The 26,895-nt window shown below is 65.2% G+C and carries 26 protein-coding genes; 13 read left to right on the plus strand and 13 right to left on the minus strand.

Translation table 11 applies throughout. From position 1 onward, the window contains the following. Positions 1–4: 4 nt before the first annotated feature. Genes dnaQ through DT069_RS11950 form a run of 5 tightly spaced genes read right to left on the minus strand, consistent with a single transcriptional unit; the run spans position 5 to position 3,646 of the window. Positions 5–676 carry a DNA polymerase III subunit epsilon gene (dnaQ, locus tag DT069_RS11930; protein ID WP_119460536.1) on the minus strand — a complete coding sequence of 224 codons (672 nt, stop codon included), beginning with the start codon at positions 674–676 and terminating at the stop codon, positions 5–7. A 10-nt stretch (positions 677–686) separates the two neighbouring features. Beyond that, positions 687–1,304 carry a dephospho-CoA kinase gene (coaE, locus tag DT069_RS11935; RefSeq protein WP_119460537.1) on the minus strand — a complete coding sequence of 206 codons (618 nt, stop codon included), beginning with the start codon at positions 1,302–1,304 and terminating at the stop codon, positions 687–689. A 4-nt stretch (positions 1,305–1,308) separates the two neighbouring features. Continuing rightward, positions 1,309–2,178: a shikimate dehydrogenase gene (locus tag DT069_RS11940; protein ID WP_119460538.1), complete on the minus strand. Its 870-nt coding sequence runs from the start codon at positions 2,176–2,178 to the stop codon at positions 1,309–1,311. Next, complete coding sequence (locus DT069_RS11945; protein WP_425450177.1) at positions 2,175–2,807, minus strand: Maf family protein; 633 nt, start codon at positions 2,805–2,807, stop codon at positions 2,175–2,177. The genes DT069_RS11940 and DT069_RS11945 overlap by 4 nt, the downstream gene beginning before the upstream one ends. A gap of 8 nt (positions 2,808–2,815) precedes the next feature. After that, a complete protein-coding gene (locus DT069_RS11950; RefSeq protein WP_119460539.1) occupies positions 2,816–3,646 on the minus strand; it encodes a pyruvate, water dikinase regulatory protein in 831 nt (276 codons plus the stop codon). Between the two features lie 472 nt (positions 3,647–4,118). Here DT069_RS11950 and hemE point away from each other — a divergent pair, with 472 nt between their 5' ends. From hemE to rho, 4 genes are all read left to right on the plus strand, one after another. Next, positions 4,119–5,159 (plus strand): uroporphyrinogen decarboxylase, encoded by a 1,041-nt coding sequence (gene hemE / locus DT069_RS11955; protein WP_425450208.1) that lies wholly within the window; start codon positions 4,119–4,121, stop codon positions 5,157–5,159. Positions 5,160–5,197: 38 nt separating this feature from the next. After that, the gene (gene hemH, locus DT069_RS11960) at positions 5,198–6,253 is read left to right on the plus strand and encodes a ferrochelatase (protein ID WP_119460541.1); all 1,056 of its coding nucleotides are present in this window, start codon (positions 5,198–5,200) and stop codon (positions 6,251–6,253) included. A 20-nt stretch (positions 6,254–6,273) separates the two neighbouring features. Next, entirely contained in the window at positions 6,274–6,711 is a 438-nt protein-coding gene (hemJ, locus tag DT069_RS11965) for a protoporphyrinogen oxidase HemJ (RefSeq protein ID WP_425450209.1), read from the plus strand. Between the two features lie 281 nt (positions 6,712–6,992). Then, the gene (gene rho / locus DT069_RS11970; protein ID WP_119460750.1) at positions 6,993–8,249 is read left to right on the plus strand and encodes a transcription termination factor Rho; all 1,257 of its coding nucleotides are present in this window, start codon (positions 6,993–6,995) and stop codon (positions 8,247–8,249) included. A gap of 150 nt (positions 8,250–8,399) precedes the next feature. Here rho and DT069_RS11975 read toward each other — a convergent pair whose 3' ends face one another. The 4 genes from DT069_RS11975 to DT069_RS11990 all read right to left on the minus strand — a co-directional run bounded on the left by DT069_RS11975 (position 8,400) and on the right by DT069_RS11990 (position 12,849). Then, complete coding sequence (locus DT069_RS11975) at positions 8,400–9,377, minus strand: quinone oxidoreductase family protein (protein ID WP_119460542.1); 978 nt, start codon at positions 9,375–9,377, stop codon at positions 8,400–8,402. Between the two features lie 25 nt (positions 9,378–9,402). Then, on the minus strand, positions 9,403–10,107 hold the full coding sequence (locus DT069_RS11980; RefSeq protein ID WP_119460543.1) for a dienelactone hydrolase family protein: 705 nt from the start codon (positions 10,105–10,107) through the stop codon (positions 9,403–9,405). 190 nt (positions 10,108–10,297) lie between these two features. After that, positions 10,298–10,807: a methylated-DNA--[protein]-cysteine S-methyltransferase gene (locus DT069_RS11985; RefSeq protein ID WP_119460544.1), complete on the minus strand. Its 510-nt coding sequence runs from the start codon at positions 10,805–10,807 to the stop codon at positions 10,298–10,300. 8 nt (positions 10,808–10,815) lie between these two features. Then, the gene (locus tag DT069_RS11990; protein WP_119460545.1) at positions 10,816–12,849 is read right to left on the minus strand and encodes a thioredoxin domain-containing protein; all 2,034 of its coding nucleotides are present in this window, start codon (positions 12,847–12,849) and stop codon (positions 10,816–10,818) included. Between the two features lie 131 nt (positions 12,850–12,980). On the opposite strand from DT069_RS11990, the gene DT069_RS11995 reads away from it, so the two are divergent. The 7 genes from DT069_RS11995 to DT069_RS12025 all read left to right on the plus strand — a co-directional run bounded on the left by DT069_RS11995 (position 12,981) and on the right by DT069_RS12025 (position 19,461). Beyond that, complete coding sequence (locus DT069_RS11995; RefSeq protein WP_119460546.1) at positions 12,981–13,259, plus strand: DUF6489 family protein; 279 nt, start codon at positions 12,981–12,983, stop codon at positions 13,257–13,259. A gap of 8 nt (positions 13,260–13,267) precedes the next feature. Beyond that, complete coding sequence (locus tag DT069_RS12000; RefSeq protein ID WP_119460547.1) at positions 13,268–13,654, plus strand: (2Fe-2S) ferredoxin domain-containing protein; 387 nt, start codon at positions 13,268–13,270, stop codon at positions 13,652–13,654. Positions 13,655–13,681: 27 nt separating this feature from the next. After that, complete coding sequence (gene mnmE, locus DT069_RS12005; RefSeq protein WP_119460548.1) at positions 13,682–15,013, plus strand: tRNA uridine-5-carboxymethylaminomethyl(34) synthesis GTPase MnmE; 1,332 nt, start codon at positions 13,682–13,684, stop codon at positions 15,011–15,013. A gap of 115 nt (positions 15,014–15,128) precedes the next feature. Continuing rightward, a complete protein-coding gene (gene mnmG / locus DT069_RS12010) occupies positions 15,129–17,006 on the plus strand; it encodes a tRNA uridine-5-carboxymethylaminomethyl(34) synthesis enzyme MnmG (RefSeq protein WP_119460751.1) in 1,878 nt (625 codons plus the stop codon). 4 nt (positions 17,007–17,010) lie between these two features. Then, entirely contained in the window at positions 17,011–17,661 is a 651-nt protein-coding gene (gene rsmG / locus DT069_RS12015; RefSeq protein ID WP_425450178.1) for a 16S rRNA (guanine(527)-N(7))-methyltransferase RsmG, read from the plus strand. Continuing rightward, on the plus strand, positions 17,633–18,466 hold the full coding sequence (locus tag DT069_RS12020; protein WP_425450179.1) for a ParA family protein: 834 nt from the start codon (positions 17,633–17,635) through the stop codon (positions 18,464–18,466). Before rsmG ends, DT069_RS12020 begins: the two co-directional genes overlap by 29 nt. Beyond that, positions 18,463–19,461: a ParB/RepB/Spo0J family partition protein gene (locus DT069_RS12025; protein ID WP_119460550.1), complete on the plus strand. Its 999-nt coding sequence runs from the start codon at positions 18,463–18,465 to the stop codon at positions 19,459–19,461. Before DT069_RS12020 ends, DT069_RS12025 begins: the two co-directional genes overlap by 4 nt. Here DT069_RS12025 and holA read toward each other — a convergent pair. The 4 genes from holA to DT069_RS12045 form a co-directional block, all read right to left on the minus strand. Beyond that, positions 19,458–20,516 carry a DNA polymerase III subunit delta gene (gene holA / locus DT069_RS12030; RefSeq protein WP_119460551.1) on the minus strand — a complete coding sequence of 353 codons (1,059 nt, stop codon included), beginning with the start codon at positions 20,514–20,516 and terminating at the stop codon, positions 19,458–19,460. The genes DT069_RS12025 and holA overlap by 4 nt on opposite strands. 18 nt (positions 20,517–20,534) lie before the next feature. After that, on the minus strand, positions 20,535–21,059 hold the full coding sequence (gene lptE / locus DT069_RS12035) for an LPS assembly lipoprotein LptE (protein WP_119460552.1): 525 nt from the start codon (positions 21,057–21,059) through the stop codon (positions 20,535–20,537). Then, entirely contained in the window at positions 21,046–23,643 is a 2,598-nt protein-coding gene (leuS, locus tag DT069_RS12040; RefSeq protein ID WP_119460553.1) for a leucine--tRNA ligase, read from the minus strand. The genes lptE and leuS overlap by 14 nt, the downstream gene beginning before the upstream one ends. A 151-nt stretch (positions 23,644–23,794) precedes the next feature. Beyond that, positions 23,795–24,298, minus strand: coding sequence for a DUF3576 domain-containing protein (locus tag DT069_RS12045; protein ID WP_425450180.1), 504 nt, complete (start codon positions 24,296–24,298; stop codon positions 23,795–23,797). A gap of 272 nt (positions 24,299–24,570) precedes the next feature. On the opposite strand from DT069_RS12045, the gene DT069_RS12050 reads away from it, so the two are divergent. Together DT069_RS12050 and DT069_RS12055 are read left to right on the plus strand one after the other, a co-directional pair. Beyond that, entirely contained in the window at positions 24,571–25,413 is an 843-nt protein-coding gene (locus DT069_RS12050) for a sulfotransferase domain-containing protein (RefSeq protein WP_119460554.1), read from the plus strand. A 305-nt stretch (positions 25,414–25,718) separates the two neighbouring features. Continuing rightward, complete coding sequence (locus DT069_RS12055) at positions 25,719–26,789, plus strand: porin (RefSeq protein WP_119460555.1); 1,071 nt, start codon at positions 25,719–25,721, stop codon at positions 26,787–26,789. The last annotated feature ends 106 nt before the right edge of the window (positions 26,790–26,895 follow it).

Raw genomic sequence — 26,895 nt, forward strand, 5'->3', positions numbered from 1 at the left:
CCGATCAGGCCGTCCAGATCGGATCCTTAAGCTTCGTGAGAAAGGCCGCATGGGCGGCTTGCTCCTCTGCCGTCGGCGCGTGCGGACGCGGCGGTCGGGCGATCCGCTGGCTTACCGAGACCGCGGCGGTCGCGGACGGCTGCATCACCAGATCAAGGCCGACCTGACGACCGCCGACCAGTTCCAGATAGACTTCGGCCAGCAACTCCGAATCGAGCAGCGCCCCATGCTTGGTCCGTGCTGAGTTGTCGATCGCGAAGCGACGGCACAGCGCGTCCAAGCTGGCCTGGGCGCCCGGAAACTTCTGGCGCGCGATCAGCAGCGTGTCGGTGGCGCGTTCTGGCGGCAAGAGCGGGCGGCCGCAGCGGCTCAGTTCGGCATTGAGGAATCCCATGTCGAACTCGGCGTTGTGGATCACCAGCGGTGCGTCACCGATGAAGGCCAGGAACTCGTCGACGATCTCGGCGAAACGAGGCTGGTCCGCCAGGAATTCCGTCGTTAGCCCGTGCACATCCGCTGCGCCCTTGGAAACCTCGCGCTCCGGGTTCAGGTAGCGTTGGAAGCTGCGGCCGGTCGGCAGGTGATTGACCAGCTCCAGGCAGGCGATCTCGACCAGCCGGTCGCCGCCCGCGGCGTCGAGGCCGGTCGTTTCGGTATCGAGGACGATCTCGCGCATTCTAACTCCTTCAAGCATCGCCGCGGCAGCCACAGCCTGCGCAGCGACGCATCACTTTGACGATGCGGATCAGGGCGCGCAAGGTCGCGCGCCGATCGCCCCCGGTCCGGACGACGAAATCCGCACGGCGGCGCTTCTCGGCATCCGGCATCTGGCGCGCCTCGATCGCGGCGAGGCGGTCCGGCGTCATGTCGGGTCGTCGCAGCACCCGCGCGCGCTGCAGGAAACGCGGCGCCGACACGACGATCGTCGCGTCGCAGCGCCGGTCGGCGCCGGTCTCGAACAGCAACGGAACATCCAGCACGACGACGGGCGCCTGCGCCGCTGTGGCACGGGCCAGGAATCGCCGCTCGGCGCGTCGGACGAGCGGGTGAAGAATCGCTTCGAGCCGCTTCAGCTGCACCGGATCCCCGAACACGCGCCGGGCCAAGGCCGGCCGGTCGACGGCGCCGTTCCGGACGACGCCCGGAAAGCTCGCTTCCACCGCGGCGACGGCCGCGCCGCGCGCACCGAGCAGCCGATGCACGGTCGCGTCGGCGTCATGGACCGGAATGCCGCAGCGGCGGAGCATCGCCGCGGCGGTCGTCTTTCCCATGCCGATCGAGCCCGTCAGGCCGAGGATCACCATCGCATTACAGATCTCGAAGAACGAACGCTCGCAGCGCGGGGGTGACCTCCGGCTCGACTCCGTACCAGGCGGCGAAGCCGGGACGCGCCTGGTGCAGCAGCATGCCGACCCCGTCGACAACCGGATTGCCGCGGGCCCGGGCGGCTGCGAGCAACGGCGTTTCGAGCGGCGCATAGACGATATCATTGACCACCGCGTCCGTCGGCAGGGCGGCGAGGTCGAGGTCGAGCGGAGGCTGCCCGGTCATGCCGAGCGTCGTCGTGTTCACGAGGAGACCGGCCTCTGCCAGCGCGGCACCGCGATCCGCCCACCGGTGAATTTGAAACGGCCCATTGATCTCGCGCGCCAGCCGCTCCGCACGATCCGCCGTGCGGTTGACCAGGCGGATTTCCGACACGCCCTCCTCGAGCAGGGCGACGGCGATCGCCCGCGCCGCGCCGCCCGCCCCGAGCAGCACCGCCGGACCCGCCGTCGGCGTCCAGTCGGGCTGATGTGCGCGAAGGTTTTCGCGAAAGCCGAAGCCGTCGGTGTTCTGCCCTTCAAGCGTGCCGTCCGCGCCGACGACGATCGTATTGAGCGCGCCGATCCGACGGGCGGCCGCACTGGCGCGATCGACGATCGCCAGGGCCGCTTCCTTGTGCGGCACCGTCACGTTTGCGCCCTTGAAGCCTAGCAGCGGCAAGGCACGAAGCGCCGCGGCCAGGGAGTCGGGCCGGACGGGAAGCGGAAGATAGGCGCCGTCAATCCGATGGTGGCGCAACCAGAAGCCATGGAGCCGGGGCGAGCGGGAGTGGGAGACCGGCCAGCCGACGACACCGGCCAGCATCGCCCGGCCGGAGAGCACGGTGGCGTCGATGGCATCGGACTCCGTCATGATGGGAGCGCATCCCGGTCGCGAAGAAAGGCGAGCAGCGGCAGCAGCGGCAAACCGAGGATCGTGAAGTAGTCGCCTTCGACTCGGGCGAACAGTTGCGCGCCGAGCCCTTCGAGCTGGTAGGCGCCGACCGAGGCGCAGACGCCCGGCCCCGCCGCCGCAAGGTAGGAGTCGAGGAACGCATCGCTGAACGGGCGCATGGTCAGCGCTGCCCGCGCTGTATGATGCCACAGCCGCACGCCGTCCTGGACCACCATGGCGCTGCTGATCAGCTCATGGCGCCGGCCGCGCAGTCTTCCGAGCTGGGCACGCGCCTGTTTGAGGTCGGCCGGCTTGTCGAACCATTCTTCATCGCAATCCAGGACCTGGTCCGCGCCGACGACGAGCCGTCCCGGACAGCGTCGGGAAACCGTCTGCGCCTTGATCTCGGCCAGGGTTTCCGCGGCGGCAGCGCTGGTGGCCTTGGCGCCGCGCAGGGAAATCTTGATCTCGTCCTCGTCGATCGCGGCCGGATGAGTTTCGACCGGAACGCCGGCGGCGGCGAGCAGGCGGGCCCGCGTGGCGCTCGCCGAAGCGAGAACGATTTTTGGAGGCACCGTCGCGTCGCTATCGGGCATTGTCACCGGCATGGCCGGCCTCACTTGTCTATGGTGGCCGTGTCGCCGCGATGCCGCGCCAGAAGTTGGATGATTGCGGCGGCGGTTTCCTCGATCGACCGGCGGGTCACGTCGATGACGGGCCAGCCATGCTCGGCGCAAAGCCGGCGCGCCATCGACAGTTCCTGCCTGACGATGTCCGGATCGACATAGTCGGTCTCGTCTGTCTGGGAAAGCAGGCGCAGGCGATTGCGCCGGATCTGGATCAGAGAGCCCGAATCCTTTGTCAGGCCGACAATCAGCGGGCGCGTCACGGCGAGGAGTTCCGGCGGCAAAGGGCATCCCGGCACGACAGGCACGTTCGCCGCCTTAACACTTCGGTTGGCGAGATAGATGCAGGTCGGCGTCTTCGAGGTCCGCGAGACACCGACGAGGATCACATCGGCATCGTTGTAGTCCCAGCTCGATTGCCCATCGTCATGCGTCAGGGCGAAGTTCATTGCATCGATGCGGCCGAAATATTCGGCGTCGAGCTCGTGCTGGCGGCCTGGAAGACCGCGGCTTTGCAGGCCAAGAAAATTCGCCAGCGCGCCGATCACTGGTTCCAGAACCGGAATACAGGGCACCTGGATGCGGCGGCAGCCGTCCTGCAGGGCCGAGCGAAGCCGATCATTGACCATGGTGAACAAGACCAGGCCGGGCGTCGCTTCGATCCCGGCAAGCACCTTGTCCATCTGACCGGGCGTCCGGATCAGGGTCCAGCTATGCTCGACCGGCTCGACGCCTTCGAACTGGACGAGGCAGGCGCGCGCGACGCTGTTGATCGTCTCGCCCGTCGCGTCCGATACGAGATGCAGATGGAAGCTCTTCACGACACCATCCTTGAGCCTGCTTCATGAGCTGCCGGCTTTATGAACCGCCCGCTCCGGGAACTAAGCGGCTTACGGGGATAACTCGGCCTTTCGGGACCACCCCGGATTTTCCATCCACGCTGGCCGAATCAATGGTGGTCAGTTCCGCCAATCGCCGTCCCGATCATTCCTTATCGGGGATAGCGGGGATTGTCGGCCAAGTCATCCGGATTATCCCCATTGTTCACGATTTTTCACTGCGGAACGAGATCCAGCCATTGCAAACGCTTGTGCCGGTTGCGCCGAAGATCTCGACATGGGAGGTGATGGAGCCTCGTTCCATCGCCCGCGTTGGTGGATCGATGGGGCCTGAGGCTGAATCCCCGATTCCCACAGGCATCCACTACACACCACATCCTTTTTTAAAATCTATAGTATGAAGAGGATTGGCGAATTGCGGGCCCGAACCTCGAAGAACGGACGGATCGTGACAATCGGACAAGACGACAAAAGGCTGCTTCGCACGCTTCGTGGCGGCCGATGCGAGCGGCCACCCTTCTGGCTGATGCGCCAGGCCGGGCGATATCTGCCCGAATATCGCGAGGTTCGCGCCGCAGCCGGCGGCTTTCTCGACCTGTGCCTGACGCCGGAACTTGCCGTCGAGGTCACGCTGCAGCCGATCCGACGCTTTGCCATGGATGCGGCCATCCTGTTCTCGGACATTCTGGTCATCCCCTATGCGCTGGGCCAGACAGTCGCCTTCGAGGAAGGCCGCGGCCCGGTGTTGGCGCCGATCCGCACGACCGGCGATTTGTCACGGCTGTCGGACGCGGCGCTGCATGACCGGCTGGCGCCGGTCTATGAGACGGTGCGGCTGCTGACCAAGGCGTTGCCGCAGGAGACGACGCTGATCGGTTTCGCCGGCGCGCCCTGGACGCTTGCCACCTACATGGTCGAGGGTGGGGCCAGCAAAGATTTCGCCACGATCAAGAGATGGGCCTATGCGGAGCCGGACTCGTTCGGTCGCCTGATCGCGCTTCTGGTGGACGCGACCGCCGACTATCTCTGCAAGCAGATCGAGGCGGGTGCCGAGGCCGTGCAGATCTTCGACAGCTGGATCGGCGTGCTGCCCGAGACCGAGCTGCGGCGGTGGGGCCTGGATCCGGTGCGCGAAATCGTTCGGCGCGTCAAGGCCGCCCATCGGGATACACCGGTCATCCTGTTTCCGCGCGGCGCCGGACTGCTTTACGAGACCTATGCCGCCGAAAGCGGCGCCGACGCGCTGTCGCTCGACACGGCGGTTCCGCTCGGCTGGGCTCGCTCCGCCCTGCAGGGCCGATGCGCATTGCAGGGCAATCTGGATCCGGTCATGCTCGTCGCCGGCGGCGCGGCGCTGGAGCGGGAGGCCGAACGCGTCCTTCGGCAGCTGGCAGGCGGGCCGTTCGTCTTCAATCTTGGCCACGGAATTCTGCCGCAGACGCCGCCCGATCATGTCGCGCAGCTGGCGGACATCGTCAAAGGCTGGAAAATCTGAGGCTGGAAAATCAGAACGGGGCGATCCATAGTCCGCCGATGCCGAAGATCGTCCCGAAGATTGCTGTCGTCCTGTTCAATCTCGGCGGGCCGGACCGGCCCGACTCCGTCCAACCGTTCCTGTTCAACCTGTTCTACGATCCGGCGATCATTGCGCTGCCGAACCCATTCCGCTGGCTGATCGCGACGCTGGTGTCGCGGCGGCGGGCGCCGGTCGCGCGCGAGATCTACGAGCATATCGGCGGCGGCTCGCCGCTGCTCGCCAATACGCAGGCACAGGCGGCGGCGCTGGCGGCGGTGCTGCGGGATCTCGGCGAGGTTCGCGTTTTCCCCTGCATGCGCTATTGGCATCCGATGAGTGCCGATGTGGTCGCGGCGGTGCAGGCTTTCGCGCCCGACCGGGTGATATTGCTGCCGCTCTATCCGCAGTTTTCCTCGACGACGACGGCGTCGTCGGATCGGGCGTGGCGGCAGGCTGCGGCCGAGGCCGGTCTTTCCGTGCCGACGCAGCTGATCTGCTGCTATCCGACCGAGGCGGGATTCGTGTCCTCCATAGCTGAGCGGACGCGCCACGGTATTGCGGAGGCAAGCGGCGGAATGGCAGGGCAACAGCCTCGCGTCCTGTTCTCGGCGCATGGCCTGCCGAAGAAGGTGGTGGCGCGCGGCGACCCTTATCCGGACCAGGTTGAGGAAACGGCGGCAGCCATCGCGCGCCTGCTGGAACTGCGCGCCGAGGACTGGGTCGTCTGCTATCAGAGCCGGGTCGGACCGCTCGAGTGGATCGGGCCGTCGACCGACGCGGAGCTGCGCCGCGCCGGCGCGGACGGCGTGCCGGTCGTGGTGGTGCCGATCGCCTTCGTTTCGGAACATTCGGAAACGCTGGTCGAGTTGGATATCGAATATCGGCGGCTGGCCGAGGAGATCGGGATTCCGCGCTATGTCCGGGTGGCGACGGTCGGGACCGACGCGGCCTTCATCGAAGGGGCAGCGGCTCAGGTGCGGGCGGCGCTGGCAGAGGAAGGAAATGTGCGCTCCCAATCCGGCCCGCGCCGTTGCGCCGCGGATCAGTCCTGCTGCCCGAACAAGGCGGCGTAGGGGGCCTCGGCGTGGACGGGCTGGCGCCCTTCTACCTGTGGATCCGGGCGCTGCATCTCGTCAGCGTCATCTCATGGATGGCAGGGCTCCTCTATCTGCCACGGCTGTTCGTCTATCATTGCGGCGCGGCGCCGGGATCGGAGCAGGCCGAGACCTTTAAGGTGATGGAACGCCGGCTGCTGCGGGCCATCATGAACCCGGCGATGATCGCGGTTTATCTGTTCGGCGGCCTGTTATTGCTGACCCCCGGCGTGGTCGATTGGTCGGCCGGCTGGATCTATGTGAAACTGGCGCTGGTCGCGGTGCTGACCTGGTACCATCACCTTCTGGCGCGATGGTGGAAGGCCTTCGCCACAGACGGCAACCGCCGCGAGGCCCGCTTTTACCGGATGATGAACGAGGTCCCGACGGTATTGATGATCGGGATCGTGATCCTGGCGGTGGTGAAGCCGTTCTGACCAGCTGGTCCGGCGGCCCCGGAAGTTATTGGGCCCAGGGGACTTGAAAAGGAATGAAGTCGTCCGAACCTTATTGACTTAGCTTGCCGCTTTGGCTAAGGGTTTTGTTGAGGCCCGCGCCATCTTTCTCGCGGCGCCCCATTTCCGCACATTAGGATCCGTTTAGCCGTTCGGCTTTTAGTTTTTTCGCGTAGATGCGCCGGGTCAGTCTCGAATCCTCGATCGAGCGGCCCGCCGTCGTCTCGCAATTGCCTTTCCCCCACCTTATCACCACGCGAATCATGAATCTTCAGGAACTCAAGCGAAAGTCGCCCGCCGAGCTTCTCGCCTATGCCGAGGAGCTCCAGATCGAGAATGCGAGCAACCTGCGCAAGCAGGACATGATGTTCGCCATCCTCAAGCAACTTGCCGAGAACGATGTCGCCATCTTCGGCGACGGCGTTCTGGAAATTCTGCAGGACGGCTTCGGCTTTCTGCGCTCGCCCGAGGCGAACTACCTGCCCGGGCCAGACGACATCTATGTGAGCCCGAGCCAAGTCCGCCGCTTCGGCCTGCGCACCGGCGACACCGTCGAGGGGCAGATCCGGTCGCCCAAGGAAGGCGAGCGGTATTTTGCCCTGCTCAAGGTCAACACGATCAATTTCGACGCGCCGGAAAAGGTCCGTCACCGGATCAATTTCGACAACCTCACGCCGCTCTATCCGGATTCGCGCCTGACGCTGGAGCTTGATGATCCGACGAAGAAGGATCTCACGACGCGGATCATCGATCTGATCGCGCCCCTGGGCAAAGGCCAGCGTGGGCTGATCGTGGCGCCGCCGCGTACTGGTAAGACGGTGATGCTGCAGAACATCGCGCATGCGGTGGCGGCGAATCATCCCGAGATCTATCTGATCGTGCTGCTGATCGACGAGCGGCCGGAAGAGGTGACCGACATGGCCCGCTCGGTCAATGGCGAGGTGGTCAGCTCTACCTTCGACGAGCCGGCGGTCCGCCATGTCCAGGTCGCCGAGATGGTGATCGAGAAGGCGAAGCGGCTGGTCGAGCACAAGCGCGACGTCGTGATCCTGCTCGATTCGATCACCCGTCTGGCGCGGGCCTACAACACTGTGGTGCCCTCGTCTGGCAAGGTGCTGACCGGCGGCGTCGACGCCAATGCGCTGCAGCGGCCGAAACGGTTCTTCGGCGCCGCCCGCAACATCGAGGAGGGCGGGTCTCTCACGATCATCGCCACGGCCTTGATCGATACCGGCAGCCGCATGGACGAGGTGATCTTCGAGGAGTTCAAGGGCACCGGCAATTCCGAGATCATTCTCGACCGGAAGCTTTCGGACAAGCGCACCTTCCCGTCGATCGACATCACCAAGTCCGGCACCCGGAAAGAGGAGCTGCTGGTCGACAAGGCGACACTGTCGAAGATGTGGGTGCTTCGCCGCGTGCTGATGCCGATGGGCGTCGTCGATGCGATGGAGTTCCTGCTCGACAAGCTGAAGCAGTCGAAGACGAATTCCGACTTCTTCAGCGCGATGAACCAGTAGATTCTATCAACGACTTTTGGTTGTGATGCCCGGACTTGGTCCGGGCATCAGCCGACCGTATCCTCAGGCTTTTCTTAACGTGTCAAGCCGGTGGTGACAATCTGCGGTTGAAGAAGAGTCCACGAGTGGTTGGCGGGGCGATTGGCGACATCATGGCAGCAGGATCGTCGAGCCGATTGTCTTGCGCGCCTCGAGGTCGCGATGCGCCTGCGCCGCGTCCCGTAGAGGATAGGTCTGGTTCACGGTGATCTTGACCGCGCCGCGGTCGACGACATCGAACAGGTCGTTGGCGCTCGCCACCAGATCTTCGCGCTTGGCTGTATAGGTCACCAGCGTCGGACGGGTGAGGAAGAGCGATCCCTTGGCCGAGAGAATGCCGAGATCGAACGGCGGGACGGAGCCGGAGGCGTTGCCGAAGCTCACCATCAACCCCAGCGGCGCGAGGCAGTCGAGTGACGGCATGAAGGTGTCCTTGCCGACGCCGTCATAGACGACAGGCACGCCCGCGCCGCCGGTGAGGTCGCGCACCCGGTCGACGAAGTTCTCACTGCGATAAAGGATCGGATGGTCGCAGCCGTGCTCCCGCGCGATCGCCGCCTTCTCCTCGGAGCCGACGGTGCCGATCACGGTGGCACCTAGATGCTTCGCCCATTGGCAGAGGATGAGGCCGACGCCGCCGGCGGCGGCATGGACGAGAATCGTTTCTCCGGCCTGAAGACGGCGGGTCCGCCGCAGCAGATACTGGACGGTCAGGCCCTGCAGCATCATTGCGGCGGCGGTTTGATCGGAAATGCCGTCCGGCAGCTTTACCACGCGCCCGGCCGGCATGAGGCGGCTTTCGGCATAGGAACCGAGCGGAGCCGAGGCATAGGCGATCCGGTCGCCGGGCTTGAGGTCCTTGACGTCTTCACCGACCGCCTCGACGACTCCCGCGCCTTCCAACCCGATGCCGGAGGGTAGTTTCGGGACCGGATACAGCCCAGTCCGGTGGTAGGTATCGATATAGTTCAGCCCGACCGCCGTCTGGCGGAGGCGGATCTGGTCGGCGGCCGGCGCGCCGACCTCGACGGGCTCCCAGCGGAGGACGTCGGGACCGCCGGTCTCGTGAAAACGAATCGCATGAGGCATCGTGGGTTCTCGCGGTGGAATTAATTCAGGTCAGGTGCTTCTTGAGAAAGGCCGAGGTTCGCTCGTTGGCGAGGGTGGCGGCCGCCTCGTCCCAATGGGCACCGCCGACGCGGGCGAAGGCGTGATCAACCCCGGGATAGGTGTAGATGGTGACGTTGCTGTTCCGCGAAAGGCTTTCCGTGATCTCGGCCTGCGCTTCCTTCGGCGTGAACTCGTCTTCCTCGGCGATATGGAGGAGGAGGGGTTCGGTAATGGCCGCGGCCTCGCCGAGCGCGGCCTGGATCCCGACGCCGTAATAGCCGACATTGCAGTCGGCGTTGGAGCGGGTCGCCATCAGATAGGCGAGCTTGCCGCCGAGGCAGTAGCCGATCGTTCCGGCCTTGCCGGAGCAGCCGGGAATGCCGCGGAGATGATCGAGGCTGGCGATCAGGTCGGTGATGCCCTTGGCTTGGTTGAAGCCTCTAAAGAGCTCGAAGGCCCTTTCCCATTCCGCGTCGGTCTTGTCTGTGATCTGTATGCCGGGCTCCTGCCGCCAGAACAGGTCCGGGCACAGCGTTACATAGCCTTCGCCGGCAAGATCATCGCAGATCCCGCGCATCACGGCATTGACGCCAAAAATTTCCTGGATGACCAGCACCGCGGGCTGAGCGTCGCCGGCGCCCAGGCCGGGCGGTTTGGCGAGATAGGCGGAAAAGCTTCCGTCTGGACCGTCGACAAGGATGTCTGGCATTGCTTCCCCCCTCTCCTCAACGGCAGTTAACCGAACGTTAGGGGATCAAAGTAGCGGGAAGCGCACCGCTTGTCACCGTTCTGCGGATGTCATTTCTGCGTCCCTGTGCTAGGGCCTGAGCCGATCACATCGAAACGATGTGATCGGTGAATCAGTCCCTGACTATATGAACCAGAGGACGATTCACCGATCAGGTTGATCCAACCTGATCGGATCGTGCTCTCGGTGGGCCGAGAGGGAGGGCGGCCCCTTCCAGACCGAGCAGGAACTGCTTCGTCTCGGGCCCGCCGTGACCGCTATAGCCGCCGAGTCGGTTTCCGGACGTCGAAGTCCCGACAATGCGATGACAGGGAATGATGATCGGGATCGGATTGCGGCCGCACGCGACGCCGACGGCGCGCGGCATGCTGCGGAGAAGGCGGGCGACCTCGCCGTAGCGTTGCGTCGTGCCATAGGGAACACGCCGCATCGCCGCCCAGACCTCCTGCTCGAACGGGCTCCCTGCGGGGGCGAGAGGCAACTCGAACTCGGTCAACTCACGATCGAAGTAGCTAGCGATCTGCTGCGCGGCGGCGGCGAGCAAAGGCGTTTCGGCTTCAGCGTCGGCCGCGCCCCAATCGAGAGCGACGATCGCCTCGCCTCGCTGGGTCACCGTCAGCGGCCCGAGCGGCGTCGCGACAGTGGTTTGTGCCCTGGTCATCCGCGACGTCATCCGAGTGCCAGAGCCTGACTCAGCCCGGCCGGATCGGTGATCGGCAGCGAGCAGGTGGTGCCCCGACAGACATAGGCCGTGACGCGGCCATCGATCTGGGGCTTGTCGGCGGCGGGATGTGCGGCGGGCAGGGGCTCATCCGCCGCCAGCACCGTCAACACGTGGTTCGGCAGGGACCGGCCATGGACCACATCGAGCAGCGTCCGGGTCTCTTCGGCGTCGCGCGGGCCGATCAGGACGACCTGCAGCGCGGTTTGCAGCAGCTCGTTGCTGTTGAGGAGCGTGGCGAGCGGGAAGAAGTTTCTGCCGATTTCGCCGGCGAAGGCGGCGACGGTCGCGTCGGCACGCTCGCGATAGGCGGCCTCGCCGGTCAGGTAATGGAGCCGGGCGAGGACACCGATCATGATTCCGTTGCCGGACGGCACCGCCGCGTCGGCTGCGCTCTTGGTCCGAAGGAGGACATCACCGGTATCGTCCGCGGTGAAGAAATAGCCGCCGCCCGACCCGTCCCAATAATGCGCGTCGAGGACCTCGACCCAGGCGCGGCTCTGGTCGAGATAGGCGGAGTCGCCGGTGGCGGCATGCAAGGCGAGGGCGGCGCGGCCGAGACTGGCGTAATCGTCGAGCGATGCCGGATGCTTCGACTGGCCGGCGCGCCAGCTATGACGCAGGCGACCGGCCACGCTCATATCGTCGCGGACGAAGGCGAAGGCCTCGGCGGCGGCCTCGAGCCATTGCGGCTCGCCGAACGCCGTCGCCGCATCGGCGAGGGCGGCGATCATCAGGCCATTCCAATCGGCGAGCACCTTGTCGTCCCAGCCCGGCCGCACCCGGTCCGCGCGGGCGGCGAGAAGCGTGGCACGGCAGGCGGCGAGGCGGGCCTCGGCTTCGGCGTCTCCGAGGACGGGCCGGGCGGTCCGGTTCAGGATGGTCTTGCCTTCCCAATTGCCGCCCGCGCGGACATCATAGGCCGCCTTGAAGATCGCGGCGTCCGGGCCGAGCAGCCGGTCGATCTCCGGCTCCGTCCAGACATAGAATTTGCCTTCCTCGCCTTCGCTGTCGGCGTCGAGGCTGCTGGCGAAGCCGCGCCGGCCATCGGAGCCAGGCGCCGCCCGCATCTCGCGGAGCAGCCAGCCGACGGTTTCGCGGATGCGGGCCTCATAGAGCGGGTCGCGCGTTTCCTGCCAGACCAGTGTCAGCAGGTCGATCAGCTCGGCATTGTCGTAGAGCATCTTCTCGAAATGCGGCACAAGCCAAGCCGCGTCGACGGAATAGCGGGCGAAGCCGCCGCCCAGATGGTCGTAGATGCCGCCCTGGGACATCCGGGTCAGGGTGAGGGTGACGGCGTCGCGATATCGGCTGTCGCCCGTCCGCTTCCAGGCCCGCCATAGCAGCTCGAGGATCGAGGATTGCGGAAATTTCGGCGCACCGCCGATGCCGCCGTGCCTCATATCCACTTCCTGGAGGAACCGCTCGGCGATCTGTGTGGTGACATCGAGGCTGATCCCGGCGGCGCCCTGCGGTCGCGCCAGGGTCTGCAGGGCGTCGCGCAGCGCGGTGACATTCTGAGTCACCTTCTCCGGTTCGCTCTGGTAGATGTCGGCGATTCCCTTGAGGACGTCACGGAATCCCGGGCGGCCATATTGGGCGACCGGGGGGAAATAGGTGCCGCCCCAGAAAGGCTCGGTGTCAGGCGTCAGGAACATGGTGAGCGGCCAGCCGCCCTGCTGGCCGAGCAGCGCGAGCGCCGACTGGTAGATCGTGTCGAGATCCGGCCGCTCCTCGCGGTCGACCTTGATGTTCACGAACAGCTCGTTCATCAGGGCCGCCGTGTCGGCGTCCTCGAAGCTCTCATGCGCCATGACGTGGCACCAGTGGCAGGCGGCGTAGCCGACGGAGAGGAGGATCGGCTTGCTCTCTTGTCGGGCTTGATCGAGCGCGGCTTCGTCCCAAGGCTGCCAATGGACCGGATTGTCCTTATGCTGCAGCAGATAAGGGCTGGTTTCCTGGTCGAGGCGATTGCGGGCCATGGCGGAATTCCTGGATGTTCGCTACAACGGCCGCTTGGCGGCGACCTTGGGGCCCGCGATCATTGTGAACGGGCGGGTCGGACACCATCCTATCTAAGGACCGTCGCTGATCCGCAACAGGGAAATCTTCGATGAAAATCAAGATCGACATCGATTGCACGCCGGAAGAGGCGCGAACCTTTCTCGGGCTTCCCGACGTCGGGCCGCTCCAGGAAGCTGTGATGAAGGAAATGCAGGAGCGAATGACGACGACGCTGCGCTCGATGGATCCGGAGGCACTTTTCAAGACGTGGTTTCCCGGGGGATTCGCCGGCGGATTTCAGGGATTGGAGCAGCTCCAGAAGAGCTTGTGGCGGCAATTTGGAACTCCCGGCGACAAGCCGGGCGACAAGAAGGAGCCCGGGGCGTGAGTGACGGCATGGGAGATTATGGGCTGCGGCAGGAGGATCCGCCGCTCTATTACCAAGCACATGTGTTCTGCTGCACGAACGAGCGGCCGGCGGGCCATCCCCGCGGCTGCTGCCGGGGAAAGGGGGCGGAGCGCTTGCGCAACTATATGAAAGCGCGCGCCAAGGAGCTGGGCCTGAAGGATGTGCGGATCAACACGGCGGGATGCCTTGACCGCTGCGAGCTTGGGCCGACCATGGTGATCTATCCGGAAGGTGTCTGGTACAGCTATTCGACGCCCGCGGATATCGACGAGATTCTGCAGACCCATCTCATGGAGGGGAGGCGGGTCGAGCGTCTCCTGCTTCAACCGGATGCGGTGCCGGACGAGATGGAGGCGCGGAACCGGTCCGCCTGATCGGGATCGGATGCCGCGACGGCCGTCATGACCGACACGATCTTTGCCTTGGCATCGGCGCCGGGTCGGGCCGGTGTCGCCGTGATCCGCGTCTCGGGGCCCGGGGCGGGCGGGGCGCTGCGGCGGCTGAGCGACGGGGCCGTGCCGTCCCCGCGCTATGCAGCCTACCGGCGTCTCCGCGATCCATGGAGCGGAGCGGTCATCGACGAGGCGCTGGTCCTCTGGTTTCCCGGTCCGGCGAGCTTCACGGGCGAGGATGTCGCGGAGTTCCACCTGCATGGCGGACGGGCGGTGATCGCAGCGCTGATCGACGCCTTGTACAACTGTCCCGGCCTTCGCCCGGCGGAGCCTGGTGAATTCACGCGGCGGGCCTTCGAGAACGGGAAGCTCGACCTGACCGCCGCGGAAGGCTTGGCCGATCTGGTCAATGCCGAGACGGAAGGGCAGCGACGCCAAGCGCTTCGACAGATGCAGGGAGAACTCGGCCGTCTCTATGACCGCTGGCGCGAGGGGTTGGTCGGCGCGCTGGCGCAAGCCGAAGCGGCCATCGATTTTCCTGATGAGGATCTTCCGGCCGGGCTGGAGGACGTGGTTCGGGGCAGGCTCGCCGAGATCCTGGGCGAGATCTCGCAGCATCTTGCGGACAACCGGCGGGGCGAGCGGCTTCGGGACGGCTTTTCGATCGCGTTGATCGGGGCGCCGAACACGGGAAAGTCGAGCCTGCTGAACTGGCTGGCGCAGCGCGATGCGGCGATCGTCTCGGCGACGGCCGGAACGACTCGTGACATCATCGAGGTTCAACTTGATCTCGGTGGCTATCCGGTCCTGGTGGCGGACACAGCCGGGCTGCGGACGGCCCAGGACGAGATCGAGGCGGAGGGCGTGCGACGGGCGCTGGATCGGGCAGGAGCGGCGGATCTACGGATTGCGCTGTTTGACGCGACGGCATGGCCGGACTTTGATCTGGAAACGACAAGGCTCATCGATGACGACACGATCCCGGTGATCAATAAGACCGATCTCCGATCGATTGACCCTGAGGTTCGAATCGGCGGGCGAGCGGCGCAGTGTCTTTCGGTGCGCAGCGGGAACGGTCTGCCGGCATTTCTTGATCAGGTGACCGATGCCGTTGCCGAGCGGCTCGGCGGCGGCACGGCACTGCCGCTGACACGGGCGCGACATCGACATGCGCTGGAGGAGTGCCTCGACGCGCTGGGTCGGACGCAGGCCGCCGCGCTTTCTGAGCTGGCCGTGGAGGACCTGCGCTTGGCCGTGACCGCGCTTGGGCGGATCACCGGTCGGATCGATGTCGAGGACCTGCTCGATCGGATCTTTCGGGATTTTTGCATCGGAAAGTGAAGACGGAGGTGATCGGGTCGGATGTTTCACGTGAAACACAACATCCGTAGCCGCCGGTCGGCCCACCGCGCTCGCCGCTTTTGACTTCAATCCCGGCGCGGATTAGATAATGCCGATGGAAGCATTCGATGTCATCGTGGTGGGGGGCGGCCATGCCGGGGCCGAGGCGGCGAGCGCCGCCGCGCGGCTTGGGGCCAAGACCCTGCTGCTGACCCACAATCCGGACACGATCGGCGAAATGTCCTGTAACCCGGCGATCGGGGGGCTGGCCAAGGGTCATCTCGTTCGCGAAATCGATGCCCTCGACGGGCTGATGGCTCGGGCGATCGATTGCAGCGGAATTCAGTTCCGGATGCTGAACCGGAGCAAGGGGCCGGCGGTCCGCGGCCCGCGGGCGCAGGCCGACCGCAAGCTCTATCGGCAGGCGGTGCAGTTCCTCCTTGCAGAGCAGGCCAATCTCACCGTTCGGGCGGGCGGGGCGGCCGACATCCGTCTCGATCGGTCGGGGCACGCCGCCGGCGTGATCACCGAGGAGGGGGAGACCGTCGCCGGCGGGGCGGTGGTCTTGACCACGGGCACCTTTCTGCGGGGCATCATTCATATCGGCGAACAACAGATTACGGCCGGGCGGGTCGGGGAGGCGCCGTCGGTCGCCCTGGCCGAGACACTCGCCCGGTTCGGCTTCCGCCTTGGCCGTCTGAAGACGGGGACGCCGCCGCGACTCGACGGCCGGACGATCGATTGGGCGGCGCTGGAGGTCCAGCCGGGCGACGATCCGCCGCTTCCCTTGTCCTACATGACCGAGCGGATCACGACGCCGCAGTTACCCTGCCACATCACCGAGACGACGCCGGCGACTCACCGGATCATCGCCGCCAACCTGGATCGATCCCCGATCTATTCCGGCCAGATCGAAAGCGTCGGCCCACGCTACTGTCCGTCGATCGAGGACAAAGTGGTCCGGTTCGCGGACCGGACACGCCATCAGATCTTTCTCGAGCCGGAAGGGCTCGACGATCCGACGGTCTATCCCAACGGGATCTCCACCTCGCTGCCGGAAGCGGTCCAGTGGGAGCTGCTGGCGACCATCCCTGGACTCGGTCGCGCGGCCATGCTGCGGCCGGGCTATGCGATCGAATATGATTTCGTCGATCCGCGGGAGCTGACACCGGCGCTCGAAACGCGGCATATTCCGGGCCTATTCTTCGCGGGGCAGATCAACGGCACGACCGGCTATGAGGAGGCGGCTGCCCAGGGCCTCATGGCCGGGCTGAATGCGGCGCGCGGCGTTGCCGGGTTGGAGCCTTTCCTCCTCGACCGGGCCGACGCCTATATCGGTGTGCTGATCGATGATCTCGTGACCCGGGGGACAACTGAGCCTTACCGGATGTTCACGTCCCGGGCGGAGTACCGATTGCTCCTGCGGGCAGACAATGCGGATCAGCGGCTGACCGGGAAGGGATGTGAGATCGGCTGTGTCGGCACGGCGAGGGCCCGGACCTTCGATCGAAAGATGCAGGCTCTCGATGCCGCCAGGCGTCTCGTCGAAACCCTTCAGGCAACGCCGCCGGAACTCCAGCGGTACGGGCTGAAGGTCTCACAGGACGGCGTTCGCCGGACGGCCGCGGAACTCCTTGCCTATCCGGATGTCGACCTGAAGAGCTTGTCGCTCCTTTGGCCGGAACTCGGGGAATTGCGCGCCGACGTCGCCGAGCAGCTTGAGATCGATGCGCGCTACGCCGGCTATCTGAAGCGGCAGGAGGCCGATATCTTGTCCTTCCGCCGTGACGAGGCGCTGCGTCTTCCGGTGGATCTGGACTATGCGACGATCGGCGGACTTTCCGCCGAAGTCAGGCTGAAGCTGAGCACCGCGCGACCAGCGAGCCTCGGCGCGGCCGCACGACTTCCCGGTGTCACGCCCGCGGCCTTGACAGCGCTACTGCGGCATGTCCGTCGCAGGCCAGGGCGCGGGCCAGGACAGAAATCGGCCTAAGCTCTTGTCCAGCCCGCTCACGCCAGAGGCCTTCGCGCGCCTAACTTTTGTTTCACGTGAAACACTCGACCGGCTTGAACGCTATGCCGCGCTGCTTATCAAGTGGCAGAAGGCGATCAATCTCGTCGGCGGCGACAGTCTCGGAGATCTCTGGCGGCGCCATTTTCTCGATTCGGCCCAGCTCTACCCGCTGGTTCCACCTCAAGCGAGAACTCTGCTCGATTTGGGGAGCGGCGCCGGGTTCCCCGGCCTGGTTCTCGCGATCCTTGGGGTTCCCGAGGTACATCTCGTCGAGTCCGATTCGCGGAAGGCAGCCTTCCTGCGCGAGGCGGCGCGGGTGACGGGCTTGACCAGCCCGGGCCAGGTCACCTTGCATTCGCGGCGTGTTGAGCAGCTTGAGCCTTGGCCCGTCGATGTTATCACCGCCCGCGGCTGTGCAGACCTCGACAAACTCCTGACTTATGGCGAGCCATTCCTGCAACCGGAGACAATCTGCCTCTTCCCAAAGGGCAGGACGGTTAATGAAGAATTGACCCGTGCCGAGAAAAATTGGACTATGACTGTGCAACGCCGGTCGAGCACGACCGACGCCTCTGGGGTCATTCTGCAAATAGGGCATATCCGCCGTGAACCAGGCTCTTCTGACGAAACCTGAAGGCCAGAAACGGGCGAAGATTCTCGCTTTGGCCAATCAGAAAGGCGGCGTGGGCAAGACCACGACCGCGATCAACCTCGCGACGGCGCTCGCCGCCTGCGACCGGCGTGTGTTGATCGTCGATATCGATCCTCAAGGCAATGCCAGCACCGGCCTCGGCGTCAATCGGCATGCGCGGGCGGTGACGTCCTATGATGTGCTGCTGGGCGACGCGCCGATCGGCACGGCGACGGTGCCGACGGCCGTGCCCGGCATGTCCATTGTGCCGGCATCGCTGGACCTGTCCGGCGCCGAGATCGAGTTGGTGCAGTCGTCGCGCCGGCGGGAGTTCCGGTTGCGCGACGCTCTCGGGGCCGCGGCCCAGGACTATGATTTCATCCTGATCGACTGCCCGCCCTCGCTCAACCTTCTGACGCTGAATGCCCTCGTGGCGGCCGACGCGGTTCTGGTGCCGCTGCAGTGCGAGTTCTATGCCCTGGAAGGGCTCAGCCAGTTGGTCAAGACGATCGAGCGTGTCCGGCGCGCCTTCAATCCAGCCCTGGAAATACAAGGTGTTGTGTTGACCATGTTCGATAGACGCAGCAATTTGTGTGATTTGGTCGCCGCGGATGTCCGAGGCTATTTCGGCAGCAAGGTCTATGACACGGTGATTCCGCGCAATGTTCGCGTTTCGGAAGCCCCGTCCCACGGCAAGCCTGTCCTTCTGTATGATATGCGCTGCGCCGGATCACAGGCCTATATCCACCTCGCGAGCGAAGTCCTGCGACGAGAGCAGGGTGCCCTGAACCCGGAGATGGTGCAGTGAGCGAAGAGGGCACCGCACGCCGCAATCTCGGCCGAGGGCTGTCGGCACTCCTCGGCGCCGAAAGCGAGGATTACGCGTCGCTCGACCGCGTCCGTCTGTCGAAAATGGTGCCGGTCCAAACCGTCCATCCCGGACCGGTTCAGCCGCGTCACCACTTCGATGACGAGCATCTGAAGGCCTTGGCCGACTCGATCCGGCAGAACGGCATTCTGCAGCCGCTTCTGGTCCGGCGTCATCCGACGATGCCGAACGCCTTCGAGATCGTCGCCGGCGAGCGCCGCTGGCGCGCGGCCCAGCTCGCGCAGCTCCATGAGGTACCGGTCGTCATTCGCGAGTTGACTGACAGCGATGCCTTGGAGCTGGCCCTGGTCGAGAACGTCCAGCGCCAGGATCTCACACCGCTTGAGGAAGCCGAGGGATATCGGCGGCTGATGGACGAGTTCCAACATACGCAGGAGGATCTTGCCCGCCGCGTCGGTAAGAGCCGTAGTCATATCGCCAACAGCCTTCGCCTGCTGAACCTGCCGGGGCCAGTCAAGAAATTGGTGGAGTCCGGCGAGTTGACGGCCGGTCACGCCCGCGCGCTGCTTGGCGCCGTTGACCCGGTGGCGCTTGCGGGTGAGGTCGTCGCCAAAGGCCTGAACGTTCGGCAAACGGAACAATTCGTCAATTCGCAGAAGCAGCCGGACGGATCGGGACGGTCGGGACTGACGCCATCGGAGCCGGCCTCATCGGAACCAGCGCCATCAGGGGTGACATCCTCGGGACCGGCCGGAGCAATGCCGGCGGCTGCGGCGACGATACCGAGCGGAAACGACCCCGACACGGTGGCGCTTGAGCGGGACCTATCGGCTCTGCTTGGTCTGCGGGTCGCGATCCGGCTGCAGGGGCGGGGCGGGGCGCTCACCATTCATTACAACACGCTCGAGCAGCTGGACGACGTGCTCCATCGCCTCAACCATTCCACGCAGCGAACGGTCGGCGTCGGCGCTTAACTGACACGCCGGGCGGAGCGCGCGGCCTGTTGCGCCACCTGCATCAAGGCGCGGTGGCACAGCGCCTCCGCCGGAGCCCCGGTCCGCTTGCAGGCGCGCTCCGCCGCTATCAGCCGATCCAAGGCGATCGCCAGGGCAGGCTCGGCCCATCGGTCGAGCTGACGATGGAACCGGTCAAGGACCTTGAAGAAGACAGGCGGCCGCAGCGTCTTCACCGCCCGCTCACGCGGAGTTCCGGCCGCCATCGTTGCGCGGACGGAATGAATTCGCAGGAAGTGCCGCGCGACGGCCCGAAGGATCGTTACGCCCGAGCCGCTCTCCGCCAGGCAAACCGGGAAGATCCGCTCGATCTCGGACAAATCGCCGTCGGCAACGGCGAACGCCAGATCGTCAAGAAACAAGGCCGCATTCGCCCCGATGCAGGCAATGGCGTCGGCCAGCTCCACTCGCGCCGCGCCAGGGTTCACGCCGGTGGCGTCTCCCATATAAAGGCGGAGCTTTTCAAGCTCGGCCCGGGTGATGGCGCGATCATTGCCCAGATTGGCGAGCAGATAGGATAGAGCCTCTGGCGTGATTCCGAACCCTTGCCGACGCAAATCGCCTTCGATGAGTTGGCTGAGTTCCACGCCTTCGTCGCGATAGCAGGGCAGGGCGGCGGCGTTTCTCGCCTTCTCGAAGACTTCGCGCAGTGCCGACCGAGGGCCGAGCTCGCCGGCCTCGACCAGCAGGAGGGCAGGGGCGGGCGGGCCGCCGAGAAAACTGCGAAACAGGCTCGCAATCGAATCACCGGCGCTCCGAAGCCGGACCACGCGCCGGCCGCCACCAAAGGCCAGCGCGGCTGCCTCGTCGGCCAGACGCGCCGGATCGTCGCGAAGCGCCGCCGCCGTCATCTCGGAGATCTGAAACGGATCCGTCGCGTCTCCCGCCACGGCCTGCGCGAGTCTGTCCGCACGCTCCCGCACGAGCCCGGCGTCCGGGCCGTAGAACAGGACCGCACCGACCGCCGGGTCCGGCTGCTTCAGAAACGGCTCGATCTGTCTCCCTGACAGCTTCATCCGACCCGCCTCAACCGGTTAGGGTGCCTTGGCAACAGCGTCGGACAGGAAGACCGCCAGACGGGTGCGGATGTCCTCGCTCAGCGCTTGCGTCGCCCGCTCGAGCGCATCCTCCTCGGAAACGAGCGCGGCAAAGGGATTCTCCAAAATGTCATAGCTGCTGGTGCTCCGGCTCATCGAGGTCAGCAGCACCGTGCCGTCCGACGCTTGGCGAAGCGTATAGTTCGCGCGCAGATTTAGATTGGCGCGCGTCGGCGTTTCGTCCCGGCGGAAACCCAGCTCTTCCTTGGTCGCAGTGACGTCGACGGTGAGGATATAGCGCGGGTCGGCCGGCCGGCCGTACGGACTCAAATCATTCAGCAGCAGGTTATGGAGTTGCTGGCCGCTGCGGTCGGCGATCGCCTCGACCCGGATCGAGGCCAGCGCCTCCGCCGTGCTCGGCCCGACGGCCCCCTGATCGCCGTAAAGCGGCTGAAAGCCGCAAGCCGCCAAGCTGGCTGTCGCGGTCAGGAGGAAGGGGAGGGCGAGCCTACACCACCACATTGATCACGCGATTCGGCACCACGATCACCTTTCGCACCGTCTTACCGTCCACCGCCTTCTGGACCGCCGGATCGGCCAGCGCCGCCGCCTCTGCGGCATCGGCCGGCATATCCCGCGGCAGATCGAGGGTCGCCCGCAGCTTCCCGTTCACCTGCACCGCGATGGTAGTGGTTGCCTCGACCGTCAAGGTCGCGTCGGAATCCGGCCAAGGCGCATCGACGAGCAGGCCGTCCTGGCCGAGCGTCTGCCAGATTTCCTCCGCAAGATGCGGCATCATCGGGCCGACCAGGCGCGCGAGCGCCTCGAAGGCCTCCCGCAACGCCCAGCCGAGGCCGCCATCCGCATTGCCCGGGGACTGCCCCTGACCCTGGCCGGGGGAGATAACCCCTGACAGCGCATTGGTGAACTCATAGAACCGGGCGACGGCGCGATTGAAGTGGAAAGACTCGATATCGTCCGTCACCCCGGCGATCGTCTTGTGCGTCGTCCGCCGGATTGCCATGGCCGGCTCGCCGAAGGCGGACGGCATGGGTGCACCGGCGGGTGCCATTATGGGTGTGGCGGCGGTGATCAGCCGCCAAAGCCGCTGGGTGAAGCGCCAAGCGCCATCGACCCCCGCCTCGGTCCATTCGAGGTCACGGTCCGGCGGGCTGTCGGAGAGCATGAACCATCGTGCCGTATCGGCTCCGTAACGATCGATGATCTGGGTCGGATCCACCACATTCTTGCGCGACTTGCTCATCTTCTCGGAGCGTCCGACCGTGACCGGCTTCGCACCCTCGACCGTCACCAGGTCTCCATCGGCCGCCTTGGCGACCTCGCTGGGAAACAGCCAGGCGCCGGACGGGTCGCAATAGGTCTCATGACAGACCATTCCCTGGGTGAACAGGCCGGCGAACGGCTCCTCGACATCGATATATCCGCACAGCTTCATCGCCCGGCTGAAGAACCGCGAATAGAGCAGATGCAGCACGGCATGCTCGACGCCGCCGATATATTGATCGACCGGCATCCAGTAATCGACCTCCGCCCGATCCGTCGGCGTCTCCGCGCGCGGCGAGCAGAATCTCGCGAAATACCAGGAGGATTCGACGAAGGTGTCGAAGGTGTCCGTTTCGCGCCGCGCCGGCTCGCTGCAGCGCGGGCAGTTGACATGCTTCCAGCTCGGATGGTGCTCCAGCGGGTTGCCCGGCCGGTCGAAAGTCACGTCCTCGGGCAGCAGCACCGGGAGGTCGTCGACCGGAACCGGAACGGTTCCGCAATCGGCGCAATGGATCACCGGAATCGGACAGCCCCAATAGCGCTGCCGGGATACGCCCCAGTCGCGCAGCCGATAGGCGACGGTCCCCTCGCCCTCGCCCGCGGCCTCCAGCCGCTCGATCGCCGCCCGCTTCGCCTTGGCGACTCCGAGCCCGTCGAGAAAATCCGAATTGATGATGACGCCGTCGCCGGTATAGGCCTCGTCGCCGATGGTGAAACCGGCCGGATCGACATTCGGCGGCGCCACCACGGGCGTTACCGGCAGGGAGTATTTCCGGGCGAAGTCCAGATCCCGCTGGTCGTGTGCCGGGCAGCCGAAAATCGCGCCCGCGCCATACTCCATTAGCACGAAGTTCGCGACATAGACCGGCAATTCCCAGGCCGGATCGAAGGGATGCAGCGCCTTGATTCCGGTGTCGAAGCCCTTCTTCTCGACCGTTTCCAGAACCGCCTCGCTGGTCCCCAGCCGCCGGCACTCGGCGATGAAGGCCTGCAGCTCCGGATTCGCCGCGGCCAGCTCCGCCGCCAGCGGATGGTCCGGCGAGATCGCGCAGAACGAGGCGCCGAACAAGGTGTCCGGCCGCGTGGTGAAAACCTCCAGCCTCTCGTCGCGGCCCTTAAGCTTGAACAGGACGCGCGCGCCCTCCGACCGGCCGATCCACTTCTCTTGCATCAGCCGCACCTTGGCGGGCCAGCGGTCGAGGCCGTTCAGCGACTCCAGAAGCGAATCGGCGAACGCCGTGATGCGGAAGAACCATTGGGCAAGCTGTCGCTTCTCGACCGGCGCGCCGGACCGCCAGCCACGCCCGTCGATCACCTGCTCGTTGGCTAGGACCGTCTGATCGACGGGATCCCAATTGACCCAGGATTCCTTGCGATAAACCAGCCCCGCCTCGAGGAACTCGAGGAACATCCGCTGCTCGTGCCGGTAATACTCCGGGTGGCAGGTCGCGATCTCGCGCGACCAGTCCAGCGACAGGCCCATGGCCTTCAGCTGGTCGCGCATCACCGCGATGTTCTCGTAGGTCCAGCTTCCCGGGTGAACGCCCTGGGCGATGGCGGCGTTCTCGGCCGGCAGGCCAAAGGCGTCCCAGCCCATCGGATGCAGGACGTTGAATCCGCGCGCCCGCTTGAATCGGGCCACCACGTCGCCGAGCGTATAGTTGCGGACATGCCCCATATGAATCCGCCCCGACGGATAAGGGAACATCTCCAGGACGTAATATTTCGGCCGGTCGGACTGGGTCTCCGCCTCGAAGCAGCGATGCTCCGCCCAGAGACGCTGCCATTTCCGCTCGGTTTCCTTGACGTTGTACCGCGACATCACCAAACCGGATTGTGCTGCTTCAGCGCCTGACAGTGTTATGCCCGGAAAGATGCTTGCCCGGGCCTCGTTCTTCGTCCCTCGACAAGCTCGGGATGAGGGGTGCTCTCATGGTGAGCTTGTCGAAGCATGAGGGCCGGGTTCGGCCGTCTTACTGTCCCGCCTGCGCAATCCGAAGCTGTCGCGCGCGGGTGAGGATGGCGTTCTCGAGCTTCGTTGCCGTGCTCTCGTCGATCGGCGCGTCGACCCAGCCGGCGGCGCCGTTGAGCTGCTGCCGAAAGACGCTGGCGCGGATGCCGTCGGCGCGCAGGGCGCGGCCGAGGATGAACAGGTTCACCTTGTAGCGCTCGTTCGTCGTCCCCGCCGGCGAATACCAGTCGGTGATGATCACGCCGCCGAACGGATCGGCGGAGACAAGCGGCATGAACGAGACCGTGTCGAGCGACGCCCGCCATAGGAAGCTGTTCACACCGATCCCGCCGCCGCTATCGTCGCTGGGTGCCGCTCCACCGCCGCCGAAGGTCAGGCCGCCCTCGCCGAAGAGCGTCTCCGGCTCCTCATATTGCGGCGTCGCCTGTCCTTCCCGCCTGGCCTTCGGGTACTTCGCTTCGCCATAGCCGCAGCCGGCCACGGCCAGAACGATTCCGATCGCCATCGCTTTCCGCAAAAAAGAGTTCATGCCGTCCGGTGCCGTGCGGGCAGACCAGGCCATCGCCGCCGTTGCTCCAAGAAGTCCAATATAATCGGCGGTTTAAAGCAGACCTGCCCCGACAGGTCAAGCTCGTGAGCCGTCCACGGCCGCCCCATGGTGGCCTCGCGATATCGCGAGGTGCTTTGCACTTTGATGTTATCGGCTCTTCGCCTTATGTAGGGGGCCTGCCGCTGTACTCGCATCGGCGAATCCCCCTACCGCTCAGGACTCGTCCCATGGGAAAGATCGTTTGGCTGGCCTCCTATCCGAAATCGGGCAACACGTGGTTGAGGGCATTTCTGCACAATCTGTTGCGCAATCCGAACGAGCCCTACAACATCAATCATCTGACCGATTTCACGCTCAGCGACAGCCAAGTGCGGTGGTTCCATCTTTTCGATCAGCGGCCGGGGTCGGAGCTGACGAAGGAGGAGGTGGCGGCGCTGCGGCCCAAGGTCCATGAGCGCATGACCAAATCGTCCCGCGACTCCGTGTTCGTCAAGACGCACAACGCTCTGGTCGAAGCCCACGGCGTCCCGATGGTCACGATGGCGCATACAGCCGGCGCGATCTATGTCGTTCGCAATCCACTGGATGTCGTGATTTCGCACAGCCATCATTATGGTCTGTCCATCGACGACTCGATCGGCGCGCTCAACACGCCGCGCCTGGAGTCGATCAACGACGACACGCATGTTTATGAGCACCACGGATCCTGGTCCGAGCATGTGATGAGCTGGACCCGGCAGCCCAGTCCGGGGCTCCATGTCGTCCGCTACGAGGACATGCTGGATGCGCCGATCAAGACCTTCGGCGGCATCGCCGCCTTTCTCGGCCTGAAGCCGCCCCGCGAGAGGCTGAAAAAGGCGATCAAGCTCAGCTCCTTCAAGGTGCTGCGCGAGCAGGAGAAGCGGCAAGGCTTCATCGAGCGCAGCACCAACACGGAGCATTTCTTCCGCGAAGGCCGCGCCGGACAGTGGCGCCGCCTGCTGACTCCGGAGCAGATCGAGGCCCTCGTCTCGGTCCACCGCGAGCAGATGGCCCGCTTCGGCTATCTGCCGCCCGACCGCCCCCGTTGACGGAATCGCCCCTTAACGAAATCGAAAGAGCCGGCGCGTAGGACAGCGTTGGTAACCGGAGCGCGCTGTGGCATCAATGACACAGTATGATGAAAAAGCCACTAACACCCAAGGGCTCAGCTTGACGCCTCAAATCGTCTCAATAGGATGCGGCCCGTACCGAGTCCTTTCGGTTAAGCGGGGATGTGACGAAAAAGACGATTAGCAGGTCTTTGGTCACCTCCCCAACGAATTCGGGCGCGGTATAAATGGGGGACCGGTCGTTTCTTCGGGGGCCGGTCGACACTGTATAAGGAACGATCGTTATGAAAAATATTCTTCTCGGAACCAGCGCCTTGGTCGCTGCCGGGCTGATGGTTGCGCCGGCGGCCGCCCAAGAGGGCGTGCAGCTCGGCCTCGGCGGCTTTTATTTCGGCGCCGTCGGCGGCAATTTCGACGAGAGCGGCGCTCCTTCCGATCGCCAGGACGACGTCGAATTCAAGCAGCAAGTCGAGGTCCATTTCGACGGTGAAACGACGCTTGACAACGGCATCACCGTCGGTGCTCGCGTCGAGCTTGAAGGTTTCCGGACGACCGACGTGATCGACGAAGCCTATGCCCGTTTCAGCGGCGGCTTCGGCGAGGTGCGGTTCGGTGACGATGACGACGCCTACGCCCAGCTCTGCTATCTGGTGCCGACCGCCTCCTCGGCCTTCGGTGCCGACAGCCCGTTCCTGAACTTCTCGAACGCTGGCACCAATGGCACCTGCTATGGTCTTTCCGGCGACAGCACGAAGCTGATCTACTTCACGCCCAGCTTCGGCGGTCTCCAGCTCGCCGGCTCGTATGCGGCGGACGACCACGAGGCCAGCGCCGACAATTTCACCGGCACGGAGGTCAAGGACGGCGGCCTGCAGGACATCTACTCCGCCGCGTTGACCTACGCCACCGAGATCGACGCCTTCAGCATCGCTGTCGGCGGTGGCGGTTCGTGGGCCAAATATGAGGATCCCGCCTCCGATCTGGACGATCCGGCTCACTACAACGCCTATGTGCAGGGCGGCTTCGCCGGCTGGACGATCGGCGCCGTTTACAACCTCCGTGAGAATGACCTCGGCGATAACCTGGACTCGGAGGTCTATGGCGCGGGCGTCACCTATGGCTTCGAAGCCTGGACGGTCGGCCTCGGCTGGACGCACGGCGAATACGACGACGGCGCCACCCTCGGCTTCGTCCCGGTCGATGAGCTGGACATCTACCAGTTCACCGCCGCCTATGCGCTTGGCCCGGGCGTCACGGTCGACGCTATGGTCGGCTATAACGATGGTGCCGCGGTGGCTGGCGGCGAGGACTATGAAAGCGTCGAGGCCGGCGTCGGCTTCGGGCTCTCGTTCTAACTCGCGTTCTCAGCCTCTCGGAACGGGGAGAGCGGTCTGCCGCTCTCCCCTTTTCTTTATGGCCGGCCCGCAACGGGTCTTGCGCTTCCGGCGCGCCCGTTCGAGA

The sequence above is a fragment of the Virgifigura deserti genome (assembly GCA_003576685.1).
In the GTDB taxonomy this organism is placed as follows: Bacteria; Pseudomonadota; Alphaproteobacteria; order Dongiales; family Dongiaceae; genus Virgifigura; species Virgifigura deserti.

Bases quoted from the DNA above. Each gene is read 5' to 3' on its own strand.
- DT069_RS11940 (WP_119460538.1), bottom strand. From the start codon at position 2,178: ATGACGGAGTCCGATGCCATCGACGCCACCGTGCTCTCCGGCCGGGCG.
- hemH (WP_119460541.1), top strand. From the start codon at position 5,198: ATGCCGAAGATCGTCCCGAAGATTGCTGTCGTCCTGTTCAATCTCGGC.
- mnmG (WP_119460751.1), top strand. From the start codon at position 15,129: ATGGAAGCATTCGATGTCATCGTGGTGGGGGGCGGCCATGCCGGGGCC.
- mnmE (WP_119460548.1), top strand. From the start codon at position 13,682: ATGACCGACACGATCTTTGCCTTGGCATCGGCGCCGGGTCGGGCCGGT.
- DT069_RS11975 (WP_119460542.1), bottom strand. From the start codon at position 9,377: ATGCCTCATGCGATTCGTTTTCACGAGACCGGCGGTCCCGACGTCCTC.
- DT069_RS12050 (WP_119460554.1), top strand. From the start codon at position 24,571: ATGGGAAAGATCGTTTGGCTGGCCTCCTATCCGAAATCGGGCAACACG.
- DT069_RS11945 (WP_425450177.1), bottom strand. From the start codon at position 2,807: ATGCCGGTGACAATGCCCGATAGCGACGCGACGGTGCCTCCAAAAATC.
- DT069_RS11985 (WP_119460544.1), bottom strand. From the start codon at position 10,807: ATGACCAGGGCACAAACCACTGTCGCGACGCCGCTCGGGCCGCTGACG.
- holA (WP_119460551.1), bottom strand. From the start codon at position 20,516: ATGAAGCTGTCAGGGAGACAGATCGAGCCGTTTCTGAAGCAGCCGGAC.
- rho (WP_119460750.1), top strand. From the start codon at position 6,993: ATGAATCTTCAGGAACTCAAGCGAAAGTCGCCCGCCGAGCTTCTCGCC.
- DT069_RS12045 (WP_425450180.1), bottom strand. From the start codon at position 24,298: ATGGCGATCGGAATCGTTCTGGCCGTGGCCGGCTGCGGCTATGGCGAA.
- lptE (WP_119460552.1), bottom strand. From the start codon at position 21,059: ATGTGGTGGTGTAGGCTCGCCCTCCCCTTCCTCCTGACCGCGACAGCC.
- DT069_RS12000 (WP_119460547.1), top strand. From the start codon at position 13,268: ATGGGAGATTATGGGCTGCGGCAGGAGGATCCGCCGCTCTATTACCAA.
- DT069_RS11990 (WP_119460545.1), bottom strand. From the start codon at position 12,849: ATGGCCCGCAATCGCCTCGACCAGGAAACCAGCCCTTATCTGCTGCAG.
- coaE (WP_119460537.1), bottom strand. From the start codon at position 1,304: ATGGTGATCCTCGGCCTGACGGGCTCGATCGGCATGGGAAAGACGACC.
- dnaQ (WP_119460536.1), bottom strand. From the start codon at position 676: ATGCGCGAGATCGTCCTCGATACCGAAACGACCGGCCTCGACGCCGCG.
- DT069_RS12055 (WP_119460555.1), top strand. From the start codon at position 25,719: ATGAAAAATATTCTTCTCGGAACCAGCGCCTTGGTCGCTGCCGGGCTG.
- DT069_RS11980 (WP_119460543.1), bottom strand. From the start codon at position 10,107: ATGCCAGACATCCTTGTCGACGGTCCAGACGGAAGCTTTTCCGCCTAT.
- DT069_RS11995 (WP_119460546.1), top strand. From the start codon at position 12,981: ATGAAAATCAAGATCGACATCGATTGCACGCCGGAAGAGGCGCGAACC.
- leuS (WP_119460553.1), bottom strand. From the start codon at position 23,643: ATGTCGCGGTACAACGTCAAGGAAACCGAGCGGAAATGGCAGCGTCTC.